The 25404-nt window shown below is 69.3% G+C and carries 23 protein-coding genes; 14 read left to right on the top strand and 9 right to left on the bottom strand.

Annotated elements, in window-relative coordinates; translation table 11 throughout:
* Positions 1-108: 108 nt before the first annotated feature.
* Positions 109-990 (bottom strand): NAD(P)-dependent oxidoreductase, encoded by an 882-nt coding sequence (locus ATK30_RS06320; RefSeq protein WP_101440667.1) that lies wholly within the window; start codon positions 988-990, stop codon positions 109-111.
* A gap of 215 nt (positions 991-1205) precedes the next feature.
* On the opposite strand from ATK30_RS06320, the gene ATK30_RS06315 reads away from it, so the two are divergent.
* Genes ATK30_RS06315 through ATK30_RS06300 form a run of 4 tightly spaced genes read left to right on the top strand, consistent with a single transcriptional unit; the run spans position 1206 to position 5240 of the window.
* On the top strand, positions 1206-1403 hold the full coding sequence (locus ATK30_RS06315; protein WP_101434739.1) for a hypothetical protein: 198 nt from the start codon (positions 1206-1208) through the stop codon (positions 1401-1403).
* 2 nt (positions 1404-1405) lie between these two features.
* On the top strand, positions 1406-2839 hold the full coding sequence (locus tag ATK30_RS06310) for a sodium:solute symporter family protein (protein ID WP_101434738.1): 1434 nt from the start codon (positions 1406-1408) through the stop codon (positions 2837-2839).
* Entirely contained in the window at positions 2836-4038 is a 1203-nt protein-coding gene (locus ATK30_RS06305; protein WP_101434737.1) for a metal-dependent hydrolase family protein, read from the top strand. The genes ATK30_RS06310 and ATK30_RS06305 overlap by 4 nt, the downstream gene beginning before the upstream one ends.
* Positions 4039-4073: 35 nt before the next feature.
* Positions 4074-5240, top strand: a complete 1167-nt coding sequence (locus ATK30_RS06300) for a low temperature requirement protein A (RefSeq protein WP_101434736.1) — start codon at positions 4074-4076, stop codon at positions 5238-5240.
* 9 nt (positions 5241-5249) lie between these two features.
* Here the strand turns inward: ATK30_RS06300 and ATK30_RS06295 are convergent, their stop codons facing one another.
* A complete protein-coding gene (locus ATK30_RS06295; RefSeq protein ID WP_101434735.1) occupies positions 5250-6065 on the bottom strand; it encodes an alpha/beta fold hydrolase in 816 nt (271 codons plus the stop codon).
* Positions 6066-6147: 82 nt separating this feature from the next.
* Here ATK30_RS06295 and ATK30_RS06290 point away from each other — a divergent pair, with 82 nt between their 5' ends.
* Together ATK30_RS06290 and ATK30_RS06285 are read left to right on the top strand one after the other, a co-directional pair.
* Entirely contained in the window at positions 6148-6660 is a 513-nt protein-coding gene (locus tag ATK30_RS06290; protein ID WP_101434734.1) for a pyridoxamine 5'-phosphate oxidase family protein, read from the top strand.
* A 476-nt stretch (positions 6661-7136) separates the two neighbouring features.
* Positions 7137-7514 carry a VOC family protein gene (locus ATK30_RS06285; RefSeq protein WP_101434733.1) on the top strand — a complete coding sequence of 126 codons (378 nt, stop codon included), beginning with the start codon at positions 7137-7139 and terminating at the stop codon, positions 7512-7514.
* Between the two features lie 135 nt (positions 7515-7649).
* On the opposite strand, the gene ATK30_RS06280 is transcribed toward ATK30_RS06285, so the two are convergent.
* A complete protein-coding gene (locus ATK30_RS06280) occupies positions 7650-8780 on the bottom strand; it encodes a steroid 3-ketoacyl-CoA thiolase (protein WP_101434732.1) in 1131 nt (376 codons plus the stop codon).
* Between the two features lie 255 nt (positions 8781-9035).
* Between ATK30_RS06280 and ATK30_RS06275 the strand changes: the two genes are divergently transcribed.
* The 3 genes from ATK30_RS06275 to ATK30_RS06265 all read left to right on the top strand — a co-directional run bounded on the left by ATK30_RS06275 (position 9036) and on the right by ATK30_RS06265 (position 12189).
* Positions 9036-10262, top strand: coding sequence for a cytochrome P450 (locus tag ATK30_RS06275; protein WP_101434731.1), 1227 nt, complete (start codon positions 9036-9038; stop codon positions 10260-10262).
* Positions 10263-10328: 66 nt separating this feature from the next.
* Positions 10329-11114, top strand: coding sequence for a transglutaminase-like domain-containing protein (locus ATK30_RS06270; RefSeq protein ID WP_101434730.1), 786 nt, complete (start codon positions 10329-10331; stop codon positions 11112-11114).
* Positions 11115-11157: 43 nt separating this feature from the next.
* Positions 11158-12189 carry a YhjD/YihY/BrkB family envelope integrity protein gene (locus ATK30_RS06265; RefSeq protein ID WP_101434729.1) on the top strand — a complete coding sequence of 344 codons (1032 nt, stop codon included), beginning with the start codon at positions 11158-11160 and terminating at the stop codon, positions 12187-12189.
* A gap of 32 nt (positions 12190-12221) precedes the next feature.
* Here the strand turns inward: ATK30_RS06265 and ATK30_RS06260 are convergent, their stop codons facing one another.
* Genes ATK30_RS06260 through ATK30_RS06250 form a run of 3 tightly spaced genes read right to left on the bottom strand, consistent with a single transcriptional unit; the run spans position 12222 to position 15424 of the window.
* A complete protein-coding gene (locus ATK30_RS06260) occupies positions 12222-13385 on the bottom strand; it encodes a thiolase domain-containing protein (RefSeq protein WP_101434728.1) in 1164 nt (387 codons plus the stop codon).
* Positions 13382-14434: a thiolase domain-containing protein gene (locus tag ATK30_RS06255; RefSeq protein ID WP_101434727.1), complete on the bottom strand. Its 1053-nt coding sequence runs from the start codon at positions 14432-14434 to the stop codon at positions 13382-13384. Before ATK30_RS06255 ends, ATK30_RS06260 begins: the two co-directional genes overlap by 4 nt.
* 6 nt (positions 14435-14440) lie before the next feature.
* Positions 14441-15424: a Zn-ribbon domain-containing OB-fold protein gene (locus tag ATK30_RS06250; protein ID WP_101434726.1), complete on the bottom strand. Its 984-nt coding sequence runs from the start codon at positions 15422-15424 to the stop codon at positions 14441-14443.
* Positions 15425-15505: 81 nt separating this feature from the next.
* Between ATK30_RS06250 and ATK30_RS06245 the strand changes: the two genes are divergently transcribed.
* Both ATK30_RS06245 and ATK30_RS06240 read left to right on the top strand, forming a co-directional pair.
* Entirely contained in the window at positions 15506-17035 is a 1530-nt protein-coding gene (locus tag ATK30_RS06245) for an acyl-CoA synthetase (RefSeq protein ID WP_101434725.1), read from the top strand.
* A 227-nt stretch (positions 17036-17262) separates the two neighbouring features.
* A complete protein-coding gene (locus tag ATK30_RS06240) occupies positions 17263-18465 on the top strand; it encodes an IS30 family transposase (RefSeq protein ID WP_244194534.1) in 1203 nt (400 codons plus the stop codon).
* A 56-nt stretch (positions 18466-18521) separates the two neighbouring features.
* Here the strand turns inward: ATK30_RS06240 and ATK30_RS06235 are convergent, their stop codons facing one another.
* Positions 18522-19310, bottom strand: a complete 789-nt coding sequence (locus ATK30_RS06235; RefSeq protein ID WP_101434724.1) for a crotonase/enoyl-CoA hydratase family protein — start codon at positions 19308-19310, stop codon at positions 18522-18524.
* A 65-nt stretch (positions 19311-19375) separates the two neighbouring features.
* On the opposite strand from ATK30_RS06235, the gene ATK30_RS06230 reads away from it, so the two are divergent.
* Both ATK30_RS06230 and ATK30_RS06225 read left to right on the top strand, forming a co-directional pair.
* Positions 19376-20971 (top strand): acyl-CoA synthetase, encoded by a 1596-nt coding sequence (locus ATK30_RS06230; protein ID WP_208637286.1) that lies wholly within the window; start codon positions 19376-19378, stop codon positions 20969-20971.
* A gap of 8 nt (positions 20972-20979) precedes the next feature.
* Entirely contained in the window at positions 20980-22086 is a 1107-nt protein-coding gene (locus tag ATK30_RS06225; RefSeq protein WP_101434722.1) for an NAD(P)H-dependent flavin oxidoreductase, read from the top strand.
* A gap of 3 nt (positions 22087-22089) precedes the next feature.
* On the opposite strand, the gene ATK30_RS06220 is transcribed toward ATK30_RS06225, so the two are convergent.
* Positions 22090-22983, bottom strand: a complete 894-nt coding sequence (locus ATK30_RS06220) for an alpha/beta hydrolase (protein WP_101434721.1) — start codon at positions 22981-22983, stop codon at positions 22090-22092.
* Between the two features lie 61 nt (positions 22984-23044).
* Here ATK30_RS06220 and ATK30_RS06215 point away from each other — a divergent pair, with 61 nt between their 5' ends.
* Positions 23045-23506, top strand: coding sequence for a MarR family winged helix-turn-helix transcriptional regulator (locus ATK30_RS06215; protein WP_101434720.1), 462 nt, complete (start codon positions 23045-23047; stop codon positions 23504-23506).
* Positions 23507-24372: 866 nt separating this feature from the next.
* Here ATK30_RS06215 and ATK30_RS06210 read toward each other — a convergent pair.
* Positions 24373-25179, bottom strand: a complete 807-nt coding sequence (locus ATK30_RS06210) for a S1 family peptidase (protein WP_244194533.1) — start codon at positions 25177-25179, stop codon at positions 24373-24375.
* Between the last annotated feature and the right edge of the window lie 225 nt (positions 25180-25404).

The following is a 25404-nucleotide window of genomic DNA, read 5'->3' as shown; positions in this document are numbered from 1 at the left end:
ACGGTACCGGCGGGGGCTCCCGGGATCGCCGGGTTACTCCGGATGCCGGTGAAATTTCCGTCATTCGGCGGTCTGCCGCCCGTCGCCCCGGACGTTCCCGCCGGCCGCTTACGGCCGCTCGCCGCCGGAGCGTCGCCGGGTGACCTCGGCGATGCTCGCCCAGTCGAGGTCCGCGCCGACCTCCTCGACCGCGGTGGCGAACACGTCCCGCAGAACCGGACCGGTGGGCAGTTCGACGCCAAGCCCACTGGCGGTGTCCAGCGCGAGCTTCAGGTCCTTCAACCCCAGCGTGGCGGTGAATCCCGGCGGAGTGTAGGCGCTGTCGGCGATGGCGTCCCCGTAGCCTCGGTAGACCGGGCCGGGGAAGACGGAATCGTTGATCATGTCGATGAACCGCCCGGCGTCCAGTCCAGCGTGCTCCAGCAGGGTGATCGACTCGGACAGCGCCTGCAGCGCGTGGATGATCAGGTAGTTCACCGAGATCTTCGCCGTCGGCGCGGCGTCCGCGGCGTCGCCGAAGTCCCAGACCCGCCGTCCGATCGCGGCGAGCATCGGCTCCGCCTCGGCACGGACGTCCGCGTCGCCGGAGACCAGCACGGTCAGCTTCCCGGCGGTCACGGCTTCGGGGCGGCCGACCACCGGAGCGCTGAGGTAGCGGCCGCCCTGCGCGGCGAACTCGCGGGCCGCCTCCGGGCTGATGGTCGCGTGGTTGACGTGGACAAAGCCCTCCGGCGCGGAGCGGATCCGCTCGGCGGTGAAGACCTGCCGCACCGCCTCTTCGTCGCTCAGCATGGAAAAGACGGTCCCGGTGGCGATCGCGTCCTCAGGCGTCTCGCCGACGGTCGCGCCCCGTGCGGCCAGCGCGTCCGCCTTGCCCGAGCTGCGGGTCCATACGGTGAGGTCGTAGCCCGCGTCGAGCAGGCGACCGGCCATGGCAGTGCCCATCCTCCCGAGTCCGATGAAACCCACTCGGCGCGATGGTGCGGACATGATCATCCCTCCGTAACGCGGTGTTGGATGGCGCCGACTCCGTCGGCGCGGGCGGGATCGCCTTCAAGTCGGCGTCTGGACGAAGCGGCGCACCCGGCCGGGGGCCGGTCACACCGCTCCGTCCAGACGCCGACGCGATCCCGCGCTGGGGGTTGGGTGCGGCATCAGTATCAAACTAACCTGCCGACCGGCGTTGCTTCTGGCAGCGTGTTCCCATGCGTAGCTACTACCTCCCCCCAGCCGTCCCCGTAGCCGCTCTCGTCCTGATGCCGTTCCTCCCCTTCGTCAACTCCTCCGGACTCTGGCTCGGCTTGCCGAAGATGATGGTCTGGGGCGCGTTCTGGTGTCTCATGTTCACCCCGGCCCTGCTGCTGTCCGAACGGCTCATGGCCCGCCGCGGCGAGGAGGATTGACGATGATCCTCGCCTTCACTCTCGCCGGCATCGTGCTCATCGGCGTGCTCGGCTTCGTCGGCCGCCGCCGTCCCGCCGCGGATCTCGCGGAATGGACTGTCGGCGGCCGGAAGTTCGGCGCGCTGACCATGTGGTTCCTGCAAGCCGGCGAGGTCTTCACGACCTTCACCTTCCTCGGCATGGCCGGGCTGGCGTTCTCCGGCGGCGTGGCCGCGATGTACGCGCTGCCGTACGTGCCGATCGCCTACGTGGTCCTGTTTTTCCTCGCCAAGCGGATCTGGCGGATGGGCAAGGAGCGCGGCTACCTGACCCAGGGCGATTTCCTCGAGGACCGGTACTCGAGCCGTGCGCTCGGCACGGTGTCGGCGATCCTCGGCGTCGTGTTCGTGCTGCCGTACCTGCAGTTGCAGATCACCGGGCTCGGGCTGATCGTCCGGCTCGTGACCGGCGACCGCGCGTCCGGCACGCTCAGCATGATCGCGGGCAGCGTCCTGGTGGTCGCGTTCGTGCTGTGGGCCGGGTTGCGCGGTGTCGCGGCGACGTCGTACTTCAAGGACGCGATCATGCTCGTCGTCCTGGTGGTGCTGATCATCGCGGTGCCCGCGCATTTCGCCGGCGGCGTGTCCGGCGTGTTCCACAAGATCGACCAGCTGCATCCGGAGAAGCTGTTCGTGCACGCCGGGGCCAACGACCACACATGGTTCATCACGAGCATGCTGGTCAGTGCGATCGGCGTCGGCCTGATGACGCTGCCGCACACGTGGCCCGCGCTGATGTCCGCGCGGGATCCGAAGGTGCTGCGCCGCAACTACACCTGGATGCCGGTGTACGAGCTGTGCCTGCTGCTGCCGATGATCATCGGGTTCGCGGCGATCCTGGTGGTGCCCAAGGGAAGCGACCCGAACGGCGTCTTGCTGACGTTGAGCAAGGACGCGCTGCCGGGCTGGGTCACCGGGCTCGTGGTCGTCGCCGCGACGGCCACCGCGATGGTGCCCGCGGCGGGCATCCTGATCGGCATTTCCTCTTTGGTGGCACGAAACATCGCGCGGGTGCGCAGCGAACGCACCCAGTTCTGGATCAACCACGGGACGGTCGTGCTGGCCAGCGCGCTCGCTCTGGTGCTCGGCATCTTCCGGCCGGACTTGCTGGCGAACCTGCTGCTGCTCACCTATTCCGGGTCGGTGCAACTGGCCCCGGCGAACCTGCTGGGCTTCCTGAAGAAGGTCCCGGTCGGCAAGGCCCCGGTGTTCGCCGGGCTGCTCGCGGGCGAGGTCGTCGTGATCTGGCTGACCTTCGTGGACACCAAGCTCGTCGGCACGGTGAACGTCGGGCTCGTCGGGCTGGCGGTCAACGTGGTCGTGCTCGCGATCGCGGCAGCCATCGAACGGGCCGTGACCCGGTCCGGAGACGTTGTGCGGACAGGAGAACCGGTATGACGCGGACCCTTTTCACCGGCGGCACGGTGTTCGAGGGGACGGGCAGCGCGCCCGCGCCGGCGGACGTCGTGGTCGAGGACGGCCGGATCGTCGCGGTCGGGACCGGCCTCGACGGCGACCGCGCGGTGGACTGCACCGGTGCGACGCTGCTGCCCGGGATGTTCGACTGCCACGTGCACGTCACGGTGTCCGACCTCGGGTTGCTGCAGCGCGTGCAGAAGCCGTTCTCCTACCAGTTCTACGAGGCGGCCCGGAACCTGTGGACGACGCTGAAACTCGGCATCACCACGGTGCGCGACGCCGCCGGGGCCGACCTCGGGATCAAACAGGCGGTCGCGGACGGACTGATTCCCGGGCCCCGCTTGGAAATCGCGATCGGCCTGATCAGCCCGACGGGCGGGCACGGCGACGGGTGGATGCCGTCCGGGCATTGCGTTCCGCTGTCGCTCCCGCACCCCGGCCGTCCGAGTGCGCTCGCCGACGGTCCCGACGAGATGCGCCGGGTTGCGCGCACCCTGTTGCGGGCCGGGGCCGACGTCCTGAAGGTCTGCACCACCGGCGGCGTGTTGTCTCCCCGCGACGATCCGCGGCATTCGCAGTTCACGCCGGAGGAATTGGACGTCCTGGTCGCCGAAGCGACGATGCAGGGCCGCGCGGTGATGGCCCACGCACAGGGCGCGGAGGGGGTCAAGAACGCCGTCCGCGCCGGGATCCGGTCGATCGAACACGGCATCTACCTCGACGACGAGGCGATCGACCTGATGCTCGCGCACGGCACCTGGCTCGTTCCGACGCTGGTGGCCCCGGTGAACGTCATCCGCGCCGCGGCCGCGGGCGCCGCTCTGCCGGACGCGGTGGTGCAGAAGGCGAAAGAGGTCGCCGAGGTGCATCTGGAGTCGGTGCGCCGGGCCGCCGCGGCCGGGGTCCGGATCGCGATGGGCACCGACAGCGGCGTCGGTCCGCACGGGACGAACCTCGAAGAGCTGGAACTGATGCACTCGGCCGGGATGAGCCCGGCGGACGTGCTGGTCGCCACCACGTCGTCGGCCGCTCGGCTGCTGGGCATGGACGCCGAACTGGGCCGCTTGGCTCCGGGGTACCGAGCGGACCTCGTGGTCGTTTCGGGTGATGTGTACGATTTCCCGGCTTTGGCGGGGAACGTTCGGGAAGTGTGGCAGGACGGAGTGCGCGCGGTTTAGGGGCGGGTTTTCCTGATCACGGCATACTGGCCGCCGTGATCAGGAAAACCGAGGAACGGCACGCGTCCTGGCTCGAGCTTTTCTTCGACCTGGTCGCGGTCGCCGGCGTCGCCCAGCTTTCGCACCTCGTGCGCGGAACGACTTCCTGGAGCGACGCCGGCCTCTACGTCGTGTGCTTCCTCGCGTTCTGGACCGCGTGGATGTGCTTCACCGTGTACGGCAACGTCACCGGCGAAGCGGCCCGCACGATGCCGGTGCTGCTGGCGATGGCCGGGCTGGTTTTCATGGCGGGCGCGGTGCACGACATCGGCGAGCACGCGCAGGCCTTCGCGATCGCTTACGTCGCGGTTCGCGGGCTCGCGAGCCGGGTGTGGGAAAGCCGCGAAAACACGCGGATCATCGTCGAATGGCCGGTCGTGCACGCCGGGATGGGCGTCGTGCCGTGGTTCGTCTCGTTCTGGGTCGACGCGCCGTGGAAGTACGCGCTGTGGGCGCTGGGATTGGGAATCGACCTGGTGGCCGGGCTGACCATGTCCGGAGAGCGGGTCGCGGCCAGACTGGCGGACCGGGCGAGCCAGTCGAAGCGGCCGTTGCCGGGACTGGCCTTCGCACACCTGGACCTCGCGCATTTCGGCGAGCGGCTGGGACTTTTCACGATCATCGTGCTGGGCGAGGGCGTGCTGACGGTCACCGAGGCGATGACCGAGGCCCCGGACTGGGAAGGGCCGTTGTTCTGGACTGTCCTCGGGGTTCTGGCGCTGCTCGCGGCCTTGTGGGGCGCGGCGTTGTTCCAGGGGTTCGGCGGAATTCCTTACTTGGCGCAGACCGCTTGGGGGCCGCGCATCCTGTTGCCGGTGCACTGCCTGGTGGCCGGGCTGCTGGCGGCGCTGGCGGCCGGGTTCGGGGATGTCGTGGAGTCCGTGTCGCACGGGCACGTCGCGGTGGGGACGCGATGGTTGCTGTGCGGCTGTGTCGCGGCGTTCACGGTGGTGGGCGTGGTGGCGCGGGTGGCTTCCGGGACGGGGAAGCGGTGGGACTTCGTCGCCGTGCTCGCTGGAGCGGGGATTCCGGCCGGGCTGGGCTTTGCCGGCGGGGCGCTCACTCCGGCGCGGTTTTTGTGGGTGCTGGTCGTGGCGGTGCTCCCGGGGCTGGTGCGGGAGTTTCCGCGGCGTCGGCGCGTCGCTGCTCCGGATGGTCCGTGAGGCGGACCTTCACTCGTTGGCGAGGAGATCCTTCAACGCGGCCGCGAACTTGACCGGATTGCGTTGCGGTGCCAGGTGCGCGCCCGGCGTCTCGACGAACGGCAGGCCGAGTTCGAGCGCGAGGATCTTGGCGGGCTGGTAGTGGTACCAGCCGCGGCTGCCCTCCCCGGCGACCGGGACGATCTCGGTGTTCGTCCGGCGCAGCGCACGCAAATCCGGCAGATAGTCGAAGAACTCGGTCAGCTCGCGGTCGAACAATCGGAGCCAGTCGCCTTCGTTCGGCAGCCGCAGGTGCGGCAGATCGGGCAGGGCGGCGCCGGCGATCCCGTCCGCGAACCGCGTGACCGCGCCCATCAGATCACCCGAACGGGCCAGCCGGACCTGCGCCGCGGCGGCCTCCAGAATCCCGGCGGCGTCCGGCATCAACTGGATCGCGGGCGGCTCGTGCGCGACGAACGCGGCGACCCGATCCGGATAGCGCGCGACGAGATCGAGCCCGATCAGCGCCCCGGCACTGGTGCCGAACATCGAAACCGGCCCGCTCCCGCCGACGTGGTCGAGAACGGCGAGCGCGTCGTCCGCCTGCAGCGGCACCGGCACGGGCCCGGTCGTGGTGTCCGTGCTGGAGAAATGGCCGCGGCGGTCGTAGGTGATCACGGTGAAGTCCGTGCGCAAGAGCTTGACCAGCGCCCGGAACGAGTCCGCCGCACCGGTCCCGCCGGGGATCAGCAGCAGCTGCGGTCCCTCGCCGGTCGTGCGGACGGCCAGTTCGCCGCCCTCGACCGGACAGCGATGCTCGGCAGTCTCCGCATCTTCCGCGATCATGCCGAAAGTCAAGCACAACCCGGGGCACCCGATCGCTCCCGGGACGCGGGTTTTTGTCGGTGGGGGGTGCGAGACTCCGGGAATGACGAGTTGGGATGAGTTCAGTGCCGCCGCTCCGTCACTGGCCTCGCGCGTACGAGCCCGCTTCGCCGCCGCGGATTCGCACGTCCTGGCCACCCTGCGAAGCGACGGTTCGCCGCGGGTAAGCGGTTCGGAGATCGACTTCCGCGACGGCGAGGCCTACGTCGGGTCGATGCTCGACGCCCGCAAGGCCCGCGACCTCCAGCGCGACGACCGCTTCGCCCTGCACGCCTACCCCGGCATCGAGGAAGGCGGCGACGCGAAAATCGCCGGCCACGCGGTGGAGATCACCGACCCGGCGGAGGTCGCGCGCCTCCAGGACGGCCAGGAAAGCCACCTGTTCCGGCTGGACCTGCGAGAGGCGGTGCTGACGTGGGTGGAGGACAACACGCTGTGGATCGAATCCTGGCACCCGGGCAGCTGGGTGCGCTTCGCTCGGCCGGACAACGGTCCGGTGGTGCGGACGGAGCTGGAGTTGGGGGTGAGGGTGCGGGTGAGGGGCCGGATGGGGTGAGGGAGTGGTTGGTTGAAGCGGGCTGGTCGGGTCGCGGGGCGGGAGCGGCTTGTTGAGCGAGTGAGCTGGGAGGCGAGCAGGTTGAGAGGAGTGGGTCAGGGCGTGCAGCGAGGTTGGCCGGTCGAGTGGAGTGGCTTGGGCCGTGCGGCGTGGTTGGCCGGTTGAGGCGAGTCGGTCCGGTCTGGCGGCGACGCGGGTCGGTAGTCGGTCTGTCGGCTCGTGCGTGAGGCTGCCCAGCTTCCACATTCCAGCCACCCTTCGGTTCGCCTAGCCAGCTCGCGTGCGCGCTTCACCGGCCCAGGCGGCCTCGGCGCAGCTGGGCAGGCCTGGTGAGGAGCCGTCGGCGGGAGAGACGGGCTTGGCCGAGGCGAAGGGCCCGGATGGTCGGCATGGAGCAGCCAGCCGGGAGGGAACGCTGGAGGCAGGAGCCCGGAGAAGCGTGGAGCTGAGAGCGCGACGAGTCCTAACCTGGGCTGATGAAACTCACCGCCACCGTGCTCGACGCACCCGATCCCCGGGCTCTGGCGGAGTTCTACCGGGAGCTGCTCGGGTGGCGGATCGGCGCTGACGAGCCGGAGTGGGTCACTCTGCGTCCGCCCGGTGGCGGGGCGGGGTTGTCGTTTCAGCTGGAGCCGCAGTACGTGCCGCCGGTGTGGCCAGCCGACGCCGGACAGCAGCAGATGCAGCTGCACCTCGACTTCGAGGTCGACGGTCGCGCGGCGCTGGAGGCTGCGGTCGCGAAGGCGGTCGCCGCGGAGGCCCGCATCGCAGAGTTCCAGCCGCAGCGGAATGTGCGGGTGTTGCGGGATCCGGCCGGGCATCCGTTCTGTTTCTGGACCGACGACCGGCCTTAGCCAACACCGCGGCAGCGCGAAGGCGGAAAGATCCCCGCGCTGACTCGCCGCCGCGGCTTCGTAGCCGTCGGCGACGAGTCGGCAATGGCGGAAGTGCTTGCGCGGCAGGAAACCAACCCGACCCGGGCCAGGGGCTCAGATCCGTTCCAGAATCGTCGCGGTAGCCATCGCGCCGCCAGCGCACATCGACACCAGCGCTGTCGTCGCGTCGCGGCGTTCCAGTTCGTGCAACGCCGTCGTCAGCAGCCGCGCGCCGGTGCTTCCCACCGGATGGCCCAGCGCGATCGCGCCGCCATTGACATTCACCCGTGACTCGTCCGGATTGTGCATGCGCTGCCACGAAAGCACGACCGACGCGAAGGCTTCGTTCACCTCGAACAGGTCCACGTCGCCGATCTTCATCCCGGCCGCTTCGAGAACCCGCGTCGTCGCCTGGACCGGACCGTCCAGGTGGTAGTACGGCTCCGCTCCGACCAGCGCCTGCCGCCGGATCCGGGCGCGCGGGCGCAGGCCCAGCGAGCGGGCCAGGGAGGCGTCCATGATCAGCACCGCCGCGGCCCCGTCGGAGATCTGGGACGACGATCCGGCCGTGTGGATTCCGTCCGGCACCACCGGCTTCAACCGCGCCAGACCCTCCATTGTGGTCTCTCGCAGCCCCTGATCCCGGTCCACCACCCCGGCTTCCGTCGTGACCGGCACGATCTCCCGGGAGAAATGCCCGGCAGCCCAAGCGGCCGCGGCATTGGCCTGCGACCGCACGCCGAACGCGTCGACGTCCTCGCGCGTGATACCTCGCCGGATCGCGATCCGTTCTGCCGCACCGTATTGGTCCGGCATGTCGATCGACCACGTGTCCGGCTTGGGGGAGCCGACGCCTTCGCCGCGGTTCGCGCCAAGCGGGACCCGGCTCATCGCCTCGGCTCCGCACGCCACGCCGACGCTGATCGCGTCCGCTGCGATGAGACCGGCGACCAAGTGCGCGGCCTGTTGCGCCGAACCGCATTGCGCGTCGATCGTCGTGGCGCCGGTCGATTCCGGCAGGCCTGCGTGCAGCCACGCGGTGCGCGTCAAGTTGCCGCACTGCTCGCCTGCCTGCGTGACCGCGCCGCCGATCACCTGCTCCACCTCGGCCGGATCGATGCCCGCCCGCTCGACCACCCCGCGCACCGCCGCGCCCAGCAGTTCGGCCGCGTGCAGGCCGGACAGCCAGCCGCCGCGCTTGCCGATCGGCGTGCGTGCCGCGGCCACGATCACCGGTTCGCCCACGAGTGTCCCCTTCCGAAGCTCCGTACCTGGCAAAACTAGAACACGTTCCTATTGATGACAAGCGAGCGCATAGCAGAGGGGAAGTCGATCACTATCGACTGAGCAACCGCTCACCAGCGCGGATTGGTTCTGGAACGGTCAAGTAAACAGGTTTCACTCAAGCGGGTTCCGTTGGTTAACACCGTATGCTCTACTGGGGTCATAGAACGCGTTGCAGTTGGGTATCACCGCCGATCCCGCGCAGGAGGCCAAGCCGTGGCAGCTCCGCTTTTGCCCGCCGGTTTCGACTTCACCGATCCGGACCTCTACGCCAGTCGGCTGCCCCTGGAGGAGTTCGCCGAACTCCGCCGCACGGCGCCCGTCTGGTGGAACCCGCAGCCGCACAACACCGCCGGATTCGGCGACGACGGCTACTGGGTCGTCACGCGGCACGCCGACGTCAAGGAGGTCTCGCGCGACAGCGACCTCTACTCGTCGAGGGAAAAGACCGCGATCATCCGGTTCGACGACCAGATGACCGCCGAGGGCCTCGACGCCAACCGGCTCGTCCTGCTGAACATGGACGCGCCGCAGCACACCAAGCTCCGCCGCATCGTGTCGAAGGGGTTCACCCCGCGCTCGATCGCGAAGCTCGAGGACACCTTGCGCGACCGCGCCGAGCGGATCGTGCACGAGGCCAAGAAGAAGGGCTCCGGCGACTTCGTCACCGACGTCGCGTGCGAACTGCCGCTGCAGGCGATCGCCGAGCTGATCGGCGTGCCGCAGGAAGACCGGCTCAAGCTGTTCGACTGGTCCAACCAGATGGTCGCCTACGACGACCCGGAATACGAGCTCGAACCGATCGCCGCGTCGGCGGAACTCGTCGGCTACGCCTGGAACATGGCCGAGGACCGCCGCCGCTGCCCGATGGACGACATCGTCACGAAGCTCGTCCAGGCCGACGTCGACGGAGAATCCCTCGGCTCCGACGAGTTCGGGTTCTTCGTGATCCTGCTGGCCGTCGCGGGCAACGAGACCACCCGCAACGCCATCACGCACGGCATGAAGGCGTTCCTGGACCACCCGGCGCAGTGGGAACTGTTCAAGGAGCAGCGCCCGAAGACCGCGCCGGACGAGATCGTCCGCTGGGCGACGCCGGTCGTCGCGTTCCAGCGCACCGCGACCCGCGACACCGAGCTGGGCGGCGCGCAGATCCGCAAGGGCGACCGCGTCGGGATGTTCTACAGCTCGGCCAACTTCGACCCCGAGGTCTTCGACGAGCCCGGCACATTCGACATCCTGCGCGAGGACAACCCGCACGTCGGCTTCGGCGGCACCGGTTCGCACTACTGCATCGGTGCGAACCTGGCCCGGCTGGAGATCGACCTGATCTTCAACGCGATCGCCGACGCGATGCCCGCCATCGCCGAGGTCGCCCCGCCCGAGCGGCTGCGGTCCAGCTGGCTCAACGGGATCAAGCACTACCAGGTCCGCTACGCCTGAGCAGGCGAAACGCCCGGGCGCCCAGCCTGGTCGGCAAGGAGCGCGACGCACCGGCATGATGGCCCCGTGCGCACGACGGTAGACGCGGAATTCGGCGTCCGGGTGACGAAACCCGGTCTCGCCGCGATCTCGGTCGCCGCCGTGCGCGCGGACGCCGGCGAACTCACCGTGTCCGACGCGGGTTCCGCGCGCACCGCCGAGTTCGAACACGGCACCCGCGCGGAGGTTTACGACCTCTCCGAGGGCGAGCATCGCGTCACCTATCACGGCGAACGGGTCCTGCACCGCGGGAACGCCGAACCCGTCACGCTCGCCGACATCGCGCGGTACACGCGGCCGAGCCGGTATTGCCCGTCCGACCGGATGGGCGGGTTGCTGCCGCCGGGCATCGGCGATCTGGACGGCGCGCGGGCGCGAGTGCAGGCGATCGTCGACCACGTGCACAACCGGCTCGCGTACGTCGTCGGCTCCGGCGGCCCCACCCACGACGCCATCGACACGCTCCTCGCCGGCGAAGGCGTCTGTCGCGACTTCGCGCACGTATGCGTCGCGCTGTGCCGGCTCGTCGACGTACCCGCGCGCTACACGTCGGTGTACGCGCCGGGTTTGCAGCCGATGGACTTCCACGCGGTCTTCGAAGCAGGCATCGACGGCCGCTGGTACGTCTTCGACGCCACCCGGCTGGCCCCGCGCCAGACCATGCTCCGCATCGCGACCGGACGCGACGCCGCCGACACCCCGTTCCTCGCGACGCTGGGGTGCGAACTCGACTTCCTCGGCGCGACCGTCTTCGCGACGACCGACGAGCCGCTGCCCCGTGACGACGGGCACGCCCCCGTCGTCCTGGCCTGAATGCGTGTCTTTTGCGACAAACAGCGCGTCCGCTGGGTAGACAGTGACAGTGAAGCGTTCCCGCAAGACACCCGGGCCGAGCAGATGGGCCCGCGCGCGTGCCCGGTACCGGTGGCTCGACCACATCGCGCGCGCCACCAACCGGTACATCGACTACGGCGGCTACCACTACGTCGCGTCGATCACCTACTTCAGCCTGCTCTCGCTGGTGCCGATCCTGATGCTGTCCTCGTCGGCGGCCGGGTTCGTGCTCGCGTCGCAGCCGCATCTGCTCGACGCGCTGGTACGCGGGATTTCCGGTTCGCTGCCCGGCCCGATCGGCGCGCAGGTGTCCTCGATCCTGACGGGATTCGTGGAGCAGCGGACCGGCGTCGGGGTCGCCGGTCTGGTCGTGGGCCTGTACTCCGGCTGGAACTGGATGAACGCGCTGCGGGACGCGCTCACCGCGATGTACGGCCAGAACCGGTCCGAGGGGCCGCTGCTGCGCACGATCCTGACGGACGTGCTGGCGCTGCTCGGCCTCGCCGCGGCGCTGCTGGTGTCGTTCGGGATCTCGGTTTCCGGCACGGCGGTCGGCCGCTCGCTGCTCGGACTGGTCGGCGTCGAAGACACGAGCTGGGGACACACCGTGCTGTCGTTCGTCCCGGTGCCGCTGGCGCTGCTCGCCGACTGGCTGGTGTTCCTGTGGGTGCTCACCCGGCTGCCGCGGGAACGCGTCGGCTGGCGCAGCGCGATGCGCGGCGCGGTCGCGGCGGCGGTGGGATTCGAGCTGCTCAAACTGGCCGGCGGGTTCTACCTGAACTTGATCAGCAAATCGCCGTCCGGCGTCGCGTTCGGGTCGGTGATCGGCCTGCTGTTCTTCATCTCGCTGATCGCGCGGATGCTGGTGTACATCACCGCCTGGACCGCCACCGCCCGCGACGCTCCCCGCAAACCGGTCCAGCCCCCGGTCGCGACACAGCTGCGGCCGATCATCGCGCCCAAGCAGAACAGCGGGAAGGCGGCTCTGCTGGGCGCGGTGGTCGGGGCGCTGGGGACGTTGTTCGCGTTGCGGGGGCGGCGGAAAGACTCGTGAGCGGCAATCCCGGTTCTAACCGCGACGAACACTCACGAGGGCTTCTCCGACCCGACGACCCACATGCTGAAGTACTGCGAGCCTCCGCCGTAGGCGTGTCCTAGCGCGACTCGGGCGCCGTCCACCTGGTAGTCGCCAGCGCGGCCCATCACCTGCTTCGCCGCTTCGGAAAACCGCAGCATCCCGGACGCGCCAATGGGATTCGACGAGAGAACGCCGCCCGACGGGTTCACCGGAAGCCGTCCGCCGATCGCGGTGTCGCCGGCTTCGGTGATCTTCCAGCCCTGGCCTTCGGCGGCGAAGCCGAGGTTTTCCAGCCACATCGGCTCGAACCAGGAGAACGGCACGTAGATCTCCGCGACGTCCACTTCGGACAGCGGATCCTTGATGCCCGCGTCGCGCCACAACGCGGCCGCCGCGTCCCGGCCGGCTTGGGGGCTGACCTGGTCGCGTCCGGCGAACGTCGTCGGTTCGGTCCGCATGGCCGTCGCCTGGATCCAGGCCGCGCCGCCCGGCACGGCGTCCCCGGCGGCCTCGTCGCCGAGCACCATCGCGCAGGCCCCGTCGGAGGACGGACACGTTTCGTCGTACCGGATCGGGTCCCACAGCATCTGCGACGCCTGCACCGACTCGACCGTGATGTCGGCCTGCCGCAAGTGCGCGTACGGATTCAGCGCGCCATTGCGGCGATCCTTGGCCGCCACGATCGCGCCGATGTGTTCGGGCGCACCGGAACGGCGGATGTACGACCGGACGTGCGGCGCGAAGTAACCACCGGCTCCGGCGCCGACCGGCATCTGGAACGGCGGCAGGATCGACAGACCCCACATCGCGTTCGACTCGGACTGTTTCTCGAACGCCACGGTCAGCACGCGCCGGTGCGCGCCGGACTGGATCAGCGAGGCGGCGACCAGCGCGGTCGACCCGCCGACCGAACCCGCGGTGTGCACGCGCAGCAGCGGTTTCCCGTTCGCGCCCAACGCGTCCGAGAGGAACAGTTCGGGCATCATGACGCCCTCGAACAGGTCCGGCGCCTTGCCGATCACGACGGCCTCGATGTCGTCCCAGCCGACCTGGGCGTCCGCCATCGCGCGGTCGATCGCTTCGCGGAGCAGACCGGGCATCGACACGTCGGTGCGCTTCGCGCGGTGGTGCGTCTGCCCGGTCCCGAGCACCGCGGCGAGCTGTTTCGTCATCGTGCCTCCAGCACGGCGAGGAGGTTCTGCTGCAGGGCGGGTCCGCTGGTCGCGTGGGCGAGCGCTTTGGCCGCCTCGCCGCGATGGATCCGCGCGGCGGCCTCGCCGATGCGCGCGAGACCGGCGGAGAACATGGGATTGCCGGTGAGCGCGCCGCCGGACGGGCTGATCCGGACGCGGTCGTCGAGATCGAGTTCGCGGCGCAGGATGAGTTCCTGGTGCGTGAACGGCGCGTGCAGTTCGGCCAGTTCGACGCCGTCGAGGTCCAGCCGGGCCGCCGCGGCGGCGGTGGACGGGGATCGGGTGAGGTCGCGCGCGCCGAGGACGGGGGAGTCGATCCGGTGGTCCAGCCCGGAGATGATCGCGGGCCGCTCCACGAGGTCGCGGGCTCGTTCCTCCGACGCGAGAATGATCACCGCCGCGCCGTCCGTCACCGGCGCGATGTCGTGTGCGCGAAGGGGATCGGCGACATACGGGGTGTCGAGCAGCTCGGCGACGTCCACGGTTCCGGACAGCTGCGCGGCCGGATTGTTCACCGCGTCGGCACGTGCTCGGGCGGCGACTTCGGCCAGGTCCTTTTCCGACCACAGCCCGCCTTCGAGACCCAATCGGGCCTGGAGTCCGGCGATCGCCAGCGAGTCCGGCCACAGCGGAGTGACGAGGTACGGGTCCAGCTGCATCGCCATGACCCGGCGGAGCTGTCCGGCACTGGCTTTGCCGAAGCCGTACACCAGCGCGGTGTCGACCTCGCCGGTGCGGATCTTCAGCCACGCCTCGTACAGCGCCCAGGCGGCGTCCATTTCCACATGGGACTCGTTGATCGGCGGGAACGCGCCCAGCGCGTCCACCGCGGCGATGAACGAAAACGCGCGCCCGGCAAGGTAATCCGACGAACCGGAGCACCAGAACCCGATGTCTTGTTTGGACAGTCCGGTCGCGGCGAAGGCCTCGGCGAGGATCGGCACGAGCATTTCCACGCCGTTGGTGGTGCCCTCGGTCTTCCGGACGTTGGGCGCCTGCGCGAAACCGGCTACGGCTACTTCAGGCATGGTTCCTCACAGGTGGTGGGCGAAGGTCTCGTACGCGGCGTCCGGCTCGCCGGTGGGCTCGAAGTGGCTGATGTTCTCCAGCGACGTCCACCACTCCTCGCGCGGCCGCCAGTTGGCGCGCACGCGCATGCCCATCCGGACGTCCTCGGCGGCGCAGCCGAGCACGAGGTGCAGGAAGGCGATGTCGGCTCCGTCGAGCAGGATGTACGCCGCGACGTACGGCGGTTTGATGCGCTGGCCGAGGAACGGCACGTTGACGATGCAGAACGTCGTGACGATGCCGGTGTCGGGCAACTCCACCTCGTCGGTGGTCGGCACGCCGTCCACCGGGCACGCGCCGCGCGGCGGGATGTAGACCTTGCCGCACGACGGGCAGCGCTGGCCGAGCATCCGCCCTTCGGCGAGGCCGCGCAGGTACCGGCTTTCCTCCGGCGACGCGGAATGCTGGTATTTCAGGTGCACCGGCGTGATGATGACGCTGACCGGCGCGCCTTCCTCGCGTTCCGCCACCGGCGGGGGAGCCTCGGTGGGCGTGGTGTCCGGTGCGTCCGCGGGCAGGAAGTACGCGATGTCGCGGATGTGGCCGACCGTTTCGTCCGCCCACCGCACGCGCACGCGCTGTCCGATGTGGACATTGTCCGGGGAACCGGCGTCGAGGGCGTGCAGCAGGCTGGTGTCCGCGCCGTCGAGTCTCACCAGCACCCAGGCGAACGGACGCGACAGCGGCTGGCCGTCGAGCGGATCCGCGCACCAGGACCAGGAAACGACCACGCCTTCCGCGGCGACCGGGACGAACTCCGTCAACGGGTCCGCGGTGGCCGGGTCGTACTCGACCGGCGGCACGTGCACGCGTCCGTCGCTGCCGCGCACGCCTTCGATCCGGCGTTCGCGCAGCGCGTTGACAAACCGGCCGAGCACCGGGCCGGTCGAACGGGTGTAGTCGAAGCCGACGTTGAGCGGCGCCGACAGAGGGGCATCCGAAACCGTCACGGCTCCGAGTGAAACACGTTCTCGAATCCGAGGCAAGGAACCTGTTGTGTCTATGTGGAACGCGTTCTAGATTTGGGAGCTATGGACCTGGGACTGTGGACCATCGCCGCGGCCGAGCCCGCCCGGGTGGCGCTGGTGGATCCGGACGGGCGGGAAATCTCCTACGGCGAACTGACAGCGAAAGCCAACCGGTACGCCTCGGGGCTGCGCGAACTCGGCCTCGGCGTCGGCGACGCGGTGGTGCTGCTGCTGCCGAACGGCGACGACCTGGTCGCGGCGTACTTCGCGGCGATCCAGACCGGCCTGTACGTGGTGGTGGTGAACTGGCATCTCGTCGGACCGGAGGTCGCGTACATCCTCTCCGACAGCGGAGCGAAGGCGTTTCTGGCGCATGAGCGGTTCGCGGACGTCGCGGTCGCCGCGGCCGACGAGGCCGGGGTGCCCGCGTCGGCGCGGTTCGCGGTCGGCTCCGTGCCTGGCTTCCATCGCGTCGAAGAACTGGGCGCGGGGCTGGGAGACGGGCGGCCGGACAACCGGACCGCTGGGTCGCCCATGCTCTACACCTCGGGCACGACGGGACGGCCCAAGGGCGTCAAGCGGCCGCTGACCGGAGCGGATCCGGATCAGGTGCCTGCCGCGTCGACGTGGTTCTTCGGAGTGTTCGGGTTGCAGCCGTTCGACGATCACGTGCATTTGTGCGGTTCGCCGCTGTATCACACGGCGGTGCTCAATTTCGTGGCCATTTCGTTGCAGCTGGGGCACACCGCGGTGCTCATGGACCGGTGGGACGCCGAGGAAATGCTGCGGTTGATCGAGCGGCACCGGGTGACGCACAGCCATATGGTGCCGACGCAGTTCCGCCGGTTGCTGGCCTTGCCGGACGAGGTGCGCTCGAAGTACGACCTCAGTTCGCTGCGCGTGATGATTCACGGGGCGGCGCCGTGTCCGATCGAGGTCAAACGGCAGATGCTCGAGTGGTGGGGGCCGGTGGTCACTGAGTACTACGCGGCGACCGAAGGCGGCGGGACGGTGATTTCCGGCGAGGACTGGCTGCGCAAGCCGGGATCGGTCGGGCTGCCGTGGCCGGGGTCGACCATCCGGATTCTCGACGACGACGGGAACGAGGTGCCGACGGGCGAGACCGGTGTCGTGTACATGAAGATGGGCGACTCGAAATTCGAGTACCACAAGGACAAGGCCAAGACGGAGAAGGCCAGGGTCGGGGATTTGTTCACCCTCGGCGACGTCGGCCATCTCGACGAGGACGGGTATTTGTTCCTGCACGACCGCAAGGCCGACATGATCATTTCCGGCGGGGTGAACATCTATCCGGCGGAGATCGAGGGCGAGCTGGTCATGCATCCGAATGTCGCGGACGTCGCGGTGTTCGGGATTCCGCACGAGGACTGGGGCGAGGAGATCAAGGCGGTGGTGCAGCCCGCGGAGGGGGTTGAGGGGTCTCCGGAATTGACCGCGGAGCTGCTCGCGTATGCGGAGACTCGGCTGGCACGGTTCAAGCTGCCCAAGTCGGTGGATTATCTGGCGGAGTTGCCTCGGGATCCGAATGGGAAGCTTTACAAGCGGAAGTTGCGGGAGCAGTACGTGTCGTGAGTGTGGGCACCCCGAAGCCTGATTGTGACTACGGCGCGGGACCGCTTGTCAAGGCGGGAAAGATGCCTTGACAAGCGGTCCCGCGCCGTGTTTTGGCTTCGTATCGGGGTGCGGGGGTGGTGTGGGTGCCTGGCTGGTTTGGGTGCGCTGGTGCGGTTTAAGTCCGTGAGGGGCTCTTGGGGTCATGGGGTGGTTGCAACGCCGTCTGGTTGAGGGGGCGGGTTGTGATGGCGAGGGTGCGGAGGTACCGGTGGTTGCCGCGGTCGGTGCGGGTGGTGTTCTGGGAGCAGGTGCGGCGCGGGCTGGCGGCGAAGCCGGCGGCCCGCGCGGCGGGGCTGAGCCCGAACACCGGGGTGCGGTTGTTCCGCCAGGCTGGCGGGGTGATCGGGAATGCGCCCCGTCGGGCGGGGCCGGTGCGGTTGAGCCTGGCCGAGCGGGAAGAGATCGCCTGTTTGCGGGCGGCGGGCCACGGCGTCCGCGCGATCGGGCGGGCGCTCGGGCGGCCGGCGTCGACGGTGTCGCGGGAACTGTCCCGCAACACCGGGTCCTCGGGTTACCGGGCCAGCAGCGCCCAGCACGCCGCGGAGCAGCGCGCGAAACGCCCCAAGGTCGCGAAACTGGCCGCTGACGCCGAGCTGCGCGACGCGGTGCGGGCGGGGCTGGCCCGGAAGTGGTCGCCGCGGCAGATCTCGGCGAGACTGGTGCTGGACTTCCCCGACCGGCCGGAGATGCGGGTGTCGCACGAGACGATCTACCAGTCGCTGTACGTGCAGGGCCGGGGCGCGCTGCGCCGGGAACTGGCCGCGGCGCTGCGGACCGGGCGTGCGCTGCGGATGCCGCGCCGCCAAGCCCAGGCCCGCCGGGCCCGGTCCGGGGGCCGGATCCGGGACATGGCCAACATCAGCCAGCGGCCGGCCGAGGCCGCCGACCGCGCCGTGCCCGGGCACTGGGAAGGCGACCTGATCCTGGGCAAAAACAACACGTCCGCCATCGGGACGCTGGTGGAACGGCAGACCCGGTTCGTCATGCTGCTGCACCTGCCCCACGGCCGCGACGCCGCCACCGTTGCCGCGGCGATGACCGAGGCGATCCAGACCCTGCCCCCGCTGCTGGTCAGGTCTCTGACCTGGGACCAGGGAACCGAAATGGCCCACCACAAGAAAATCGCCCTCGACACCGGCCTGCAGATCTACTTCTGCGACCCCCACAGCCCCTGGCAACGAGGACGCAACGAGAACACCAACGGCCTGCTGCGCCAGTACTTCCCCAAAGGCACCGACCTGTCCCGCCACACCACCGACGACCTCGCCCGCGTCGCCGCCGAACTCAACGGACGCCCCCGCCAAACCCTCGACTGGCACACCCCAGCCGAAACCCTCGCACGACTACTCTCACACCAACAAACACCACGTGTTGCAACCACCCCGTGAATCCGCCGCTCCTGGAGGGAATCTAATTCCCTCAAGGAGCCCTTCACGGACGGTCGTCAGCGGCCTTGGAAGGTCGGCTTTCGCTTTTCGGCGAAGGCTTTCGGGCCTTCCTTCGCGTCCGCGGAGGCGAAGACTTCGATGCCGTACTTCGCGTCCAGTTTGAAGGCGTCTTCCTCGTGCATGCCCTCGGTGTCGCGGATGGTCTTGAGGATCGCGCGTATCGCGAGCGGGCCGTTGTCGTTGATCAGTTCAGCGAGTTCCAGCGCGCGAGCCAGTGCTTGACCGTCGGGGACGACGTGGCCCACCAGGCCGATGTCGCGTGCCTCGGCGGCGGTGATGTGGCGGCCGGTGAGAAGGAGGTCGGCGGCGACGGTGTACGGGATCTGCCTGGGAAGACGTACGGCCGAGCCGCCCATCGGGAACAGGCCCCAGCGGGGTTCGGAGACGCCGAATTTCGCGCTCTCCGCAGCCACCCGGATGTCCGTGCCCTGCAGGATTTCCGTGCCGCCCGCGATGGCCGGGCCTTCGACGGCGGCGATGAGCGGTTTGGTGAGGCGGCGGCCCTTCAGCAGGCCCTCGATGCGGCTCGGGTCGAAGGAACCGTTCGAAAAAGACTTGTCGGGAGCGTTGCGGGACATGGATTTCAGGTCCGCGCCGGCGCAGAACGCGCCGCCCGCTCCGGTCAGGACGCAACTGCGCACCTGGTCGTCGGAATCCACCCGGTCCCAAGCCTCGACCATGATCGAAAGCATCTCGCCGGTGAGGGCGTTGCGGGCTTCCGGGCGGTTCATCGTCACCACGAGCGTGTGGCCTTCGAGGCTGACGAGTGCGTGGGGTTCGGCCACCGGGGCCTCCTTCTCAGCTGGCCGGGGTCATTGCCCAGAACGATAACATGTTCTACTTTGGGTGCGTGGCACTCAACATCGCGGATCTACTCGAGCACGCCGTCGACGCCGTGCCGGAACGCGTCGCGGTCGTGTGCGGACAGCGCCAGGTCACCTTCGCGCAACTGGAGAAGCGCGCGAACCGGCTGGCGCACCACCTGGCCGCGCACGGCGTGGGACCCGGCTCCCACATCGGTGTCTATTCCCGGAACTCCATCGAAGCACTGGAAGCCATGTTCGCCGCGTACAAACTGCGCGCGATCGCGGTGAACGTGAACTACCGCTACGTCCACGGAGAGCTCCGCTATCTGTTCACCAATGCCGACCTGGTGGCCCTGGTGCACGAGCGGCGCTACTCCGACCGGGTGGCGGCGGTGCTGCCGGAAGCACCAAAACTGAAACACGTTGTAGTCGTCGAGGACGGGTCGGACACGCCGTACGAGACGGGCGTCGAGTACGAGTCGGCGCTCGAGGGCGAGTCGGACGAACGCGACTTCGGCGAGCGCAGCGCCGACGATCTGTACATCCTCTACACCGGCGGCACCACCGGCTATCCCAAGGGCGTGCTGTGGCGGCACGAGGACATCTGGCGCGCGCTGGGCGGCGGGATCAACTTCGTCACCGGCGAGTACGTGCCGGACGAATGGACGCTCAGCGAACAGGGCAAATCCGGTTCGCTCGTGCGCCTGCCGGCCGCGCCGCTGATCCACGGGGCCGCGCAGTGGGCCGCGTTCGGCGCGCTGTTCACCGGCAGTCCGGTGGTGTTCGTCCCGCAATTCGACGCGCACGACGTCTGGCGCGCGGTGCAGGAACACAAGGTGCAGGTGCTGACGATCGTCGGCGACGCGATGGCGCGGCCGCTCGTAGAGGCTTACCGCTCCGGCGATTACGACGCGTCGTCGCTGGTCGCGGTGTCGAGCCACGCGGCGTTGTTCTCGCATTCGGTGAAACAGGAATTCCTGGAGATGCTGCCGAACGTCGTGATCACCGACGCGATCGGCTCGTCGGAGAGCGGGTTCACCGGAATCGGCATGGTGGGCAAGGATTCCGACCATTCCGCGGGACCGCGGGTCAACTTCGGCAAGGACGCCATCCTGCTGGACGACGACGGCAACCTGGTCGAACCGAAACCCGGCGCGGTCGGGCTGATCGGCCGTCGCGGCCACGTCCCGCTCGGCTACTACGGCGACCCGGAGAAAAGCCGCACGATCTTCACCGAAGTGGACGGCGTCCGCTATGTCGTGCCCGGCGACTACGCGCGCTACGAGGAAGACGGCACGGTTACGTTGCTGGGCCGGGGATCGCAGTGCGTGAACACCGGCGGCGAAAAGGTGTACCCGGAAGAAGTCGAGGGCGCGCTGAAATCGCATCCGGACGTTTTCGACGCCTTGGTCATCGGCATTCCGGACGAGCGGCTCGGCCAGCGCGTCGCCGCCGTCGTCCAGCCGCGCCCCGGCGTGCGGCCGGATCTGGCTGCTTTGGAAGCGCACGTGCGCACTGAGATCGCCGGATACAAGGTGCCGCGAACGGTGTGGCTGGCCGACGAAATCGGCCGTTCGCCGAGCGGAAAGCCGGACTATCCGTGGGCTCAGCGGTACGCCGCCGAACACGAACCCGCCTAGGAGGGCGCATGCGCACATCGTTGTGCGACCGGTTCGGCATCGAGGTGCCGATCTTCGGATTCACCCCGTCGGAACACGTCGCGGCCGCGATCAGCCGCGCGGGCGGCATGGGCGTGCTGGGCTGCGTCCGGTTCAACGACGCCGCCGAACTCGACGCGGTGCTGTCCTGGATGGACGAAAACACCGACGGAAAGCCGTACGGCGTCGACATCGTGATGCCGGCGAAGATCCCGTCCGAAGGCACCCAGACCGACCTGAACGAGCTGATCCCGCCGGGACACCGGGCGTTTGTCGACAAAGTGCTGAAGGATCTCGCGGTCCCGCCGCTGCCCGACGACACCGACGAACGCGCCGGGGTGCTGGGCTGGCTGCACTCCGTCGCGAGGTCCCATGTGGACGTTGCCCTGAACCACCGGATCAGCCTGATCGCCAACGCACTGGGCTCGCCCCCGGTCGATGTCATCAACCGCGCCCATGACGCGGGCGTCCCGGTGGCCGCCCTCGCCGGAAAGGGATCGCACGCCGCCCGGCACGTCGACAACGGCGTCGATCTCGTTGTCGCGCAAGGGCATGAGGCAGGCGGCCACACCGGCGAGATCGCGACCATGGTGCTGGTGCCGGAAATCGTGGACGCCGTCGGCGACCGCGCCCCGGTCCTGGCAGCCGGAGGCATCGGCTCCGGCCGCCAGGTCGCCGCCGCACTGGCCTTGGGCGCCTCGGGCGCGTGGATGGGCTCGTACTGGCTCGCGACGGAGGAATACCTCCAGACGATGCCGGAATCCGAGGCGATGCAGACCGCGCTGGTGGCGGCGACCTCCGCGGACACCGTCCGGACGCGGATCTACACGGGCAAGCCCGCCCGCCTGCTGAAGACCCGCTGGACGGAAGCCTGGTCGGCGCCGGACGCGCCGGAACCGTTGCCGATGCCGTTGCAGAACCTGCTGGTTTCCCACGCGCACAACCGGATCCACGCCGCCGCCGACCCGTCGGTGGTGTCCATGCCGGTGGGCCAGATCGTCGGCCGGATGGACCGGGTCCGCCCGGTGGCCGAGGTGATGGCGGATCTGGTCCAGGGGTTCGAGGAGACGGTTTCCCGGTTGGACAAGATCCGCTGAGGTTCAGGCGAGGCGTTGCTGGATGAAGAGGGCGGCCCGGTCGAGGGCTTGCCCTGCTTCGTCCAGGGCGTCGGTGAAGGTTTGGAACACGTGCGGGACGTCGGCGGTGAAGTCGAGGATCACGTCGACGTCCGCGTCGCGTGCGCGTTTCGCCAGCCGTACCGAATCGTCCAGCAGGACTTCATTGCCGCCGACTTGCAGCAGGATCGGCGGGAAACCGGTCAGGTCGGCGTGGACCGCCGGGGCGAGCAGCGGCTGGGCGGGATCCGCGCCCGCCAGGTACAGCTCGCCGGTGCGTCCGATGCTTTCCCTCGTGAAGAACGGGTCGATGCCCTCCTTCGTCTCCATGGACGCCCCGGTGCGGGTGTGGTCGAGTCCCGGAGAGAACGCGACGATCCCGGCGGGCATCGGCAGTCCCGCGTCGCGGGCGGCCAGGGTGGTGGTGACGGACAGGCCGCCGCCCGCGGAGTCGCCGGCGAAGACGATCGAGGACGGGTCGGCGTCCTCCAGCAGGCTCCGGTAGGCGGCGAGGCAGTCTTCGATCCCGGCCGGGAACGGATGCTCGGGCGCGAGCCGGTAGTCCAGCGAGAGCGCCCGGATTCCGGTGCGCAGGACCAGATTCGCCGTCAGCGCCATCGCGGTGTGCGGTGATCCCAGCGAGAACGATCCGCCGTGGAAGTACAGGATCGTGCCCGGCCGCGGGTCTCCTGGCGGTTCGACGAGGACAGCGGGCCGCCCGGCGAGCGTAGCCGGAGTTTGCCGCGGCTCGGCCGGGACGGGGAACTCGCTCATCATCGCGGCGAACCCGGTCCGCATCTGTTCGACCGACAACGGCTCGGACCCCTGCGGCGCCTGCCGCAGCTTCTCGTCCACCGCGCGGCGTTGGTCCCTGCTCATCTGCTCTCCTGAAGATTCTGCGGAAGTATATGCCGAGGCATGTAATGCTAGACTATATGCCGTGGAAGGTACGTCGGCAAACGAGCAGCTCTTCGACCATCTGGTGCGCTGCGAGACCCGCATCTACAACGCGCTGGGGGAACGGCTCAAGGCCGCGCACGGGATCGTCGCCTCGCAGTTCGAATTCCTGCGGTACCTGGGGCGGCATCCGCAGTCGCGGGTGGCGGACATCGCGGTGAACTTCGCGATCGGGATAGGGGCGACCAGCAAAGGCATCGACCGGCTGGAAGCGCGCGGATGGGTGCGCCGGGTGCCGAACCCGGAGGACCGGCGGTCGTCGCTCGTCGAGCTGACCCCTGCGGGGCGGAAGCTGGCCGAGGCGGCGGAGAAGACGTTCCAGGAACAACTCGAGACGTTGATCGGCTCGGTGGTGGGGGAGGAACGGGTCGCGGCGGTTATTCCGGTGCTGGCCGAGCTGCGGGGTGTGCTGGAGGAGCGGAATGTCGGGCTTCCCGCGGGCTAAGTTTCGCGGATGGCGGCGGGCTGGCGGGGTGTGGTGGAGTAGCGGGAACGTCGGGCTTCCCGCGGGCTGGGCTCGCGGGTTCCGCTGGTGGGCTGCGGTGCTTGTCGGGTTGTGGGGTGCCTTGGAAGAGCGGAACGGTGGGCTTGCTTCGGGCTAGGTTTCGCGGATGGCGGCGGGCTGGCGGGGTGTGGTGGAGTAGCGGGAACGTCGGGCTTCCCGCGGGCTGGGCTCGCGGGTTCCGCTGGTGGGCTGCGGTGCTTGTCGGGTTGTGGGGTGCCTTGGAAGAGCGGAACGGTGGGCTTGCTTCGGGCTAGGTTTCGCGGATGGCGGCGGGCTGGCGGGGTGTGGTGGAGTAGCGGGAACGTCGGGCTTCCCGCGGGCTGGGCTCGCGGGTTCCGCTGATGGGCTGCGGTGCTTGCCGAGCTGTGAGGTGCGCTGGGGGCGGGGAACGTTGGGCTTCCCGCGGTCTGGGTCTCCCGATGGCGGCGGTGCGTGCGGCACCCGGTGCGGCTGGAGGGGGAGCGCCGGGCCGGGTGCCTGCGACGCGGTTCCGGGGCGGGATCCGCGCTGCTTGCTGCGCGCTGGGGACGGACGGCGGGACTGATGGCGAGGTCGTCTGCGCGGCCTGCGATTCCTAGCGCTGGTCGGTGCTTGCCGCGCTCCGGACGACCTGAGCGCTGGGACTTCCCGCCGGGTTGCACGCCGACGCAGGACTCCTTCCCCGGCGCAGGTCCCCGCGACACGCTGTCGGTGTTCGAGTGCCAGCGTGACCCGACCCGAGCCCGGGCGTCCGCGCCGGGAGACGCCGCGCGAGCCTGGTGCGGAACCCCGGCGGAGTCCCGGCGCCTGGCCCGTCACGCGCGGGGTCAGATCTTCCCCGCCGTCTCGGCGATGTCGGAGGCGAACGTGCTCACCTCGGTGTACACGCCGGGAGCGTGGGCCCGGGCGCAGCCGTCGCCCCAGCTGGTGATGCCGACCTGGACCCAGTCGCCCGCTCCGTCGCGGCGGAACATCGGGCCGCCGGAGTCGCCCTGGCAGGTGTCGACGCCGCCGGTGTCGACCTTGCCCGCGCACAGTTCCGCGTCCGGCTTCAGGTCGGCGTAGTCGCCGCCTTGGGACTGGCACGTCGAGTCGTCCACGAACGGGACCTCGGCCTTCAGCAGATACCGCTGCTGCGCGCCGCCCTCCTTGGCCGCGCCCCAGCCGGCGATGGTGAACGTGCCGGAGTTGTTGTCGGGGTTGTTCGCGATCGGCAGCGTCGGGATGCCGCTCACCGGGCTCGCCAGTTTGATCAGGGCCCAGTCACCGCCGGTGGTGTCGTACGTCGGGGAGCGGTAGACGTAGGTCGAGCGCACCTTCTTCGCGCTCGAGCTCTGCAGATCGACGACACCGAGCGTCGCGGTGATCGACGAGTCCGCTCCGGTGCGGTCGACGCAGTGTGCGGCGGTCAGCACGATCTGATCGGTGTACAGCGCGCCGCCGCAGCCCATCGAAAGCCGGACCATCCATGGGAATTCCCCCTGGCTGGCGCGCGTCCCGCCGACGATCTGTGTTTCCGCGGGTGACGGAGGTGTCGACGCCACGGCTGGCGTCGCCAACCCGGCGGCGGCCGCGAGCGCCGCAGCGACGGCCAAGACTCGCGTGAGCATGCTGAAGTTTCTCTTGTCGGCCAAGGGGATTGTCCTTCCAGTGTCCACTGTGGAGCGTCCGCTCCAAGGCGCGGGGAGGTGTCGTATGGTGATGAATCGACTACACCAGAACGTCAGTAAGCGGACAACCAACTTTCTTCGGATCTTCCGGATTCTTCACCAGATCCGCCATATTTCGGCGGTGGAGAGGACGGTAAAAAGCGGCCTTGACCTGGGCATGGATGGTTATCGGGGTAACCGTGCGGCGGC

Origin of the sequence: Amycolatopsis echigonensis, from assembly GCF_002846615.1 — a bacterium.
Lineage (GTDB): Bacteria > Actinomycetota > Actinomycetes > Mycobacteriales > Pseudonocardiaceae > Amycolatopsis > Amycolatopsis echigonensis.
This window is presented reverse-complemented; position numbering and strand designations above follow the sequence as displayed.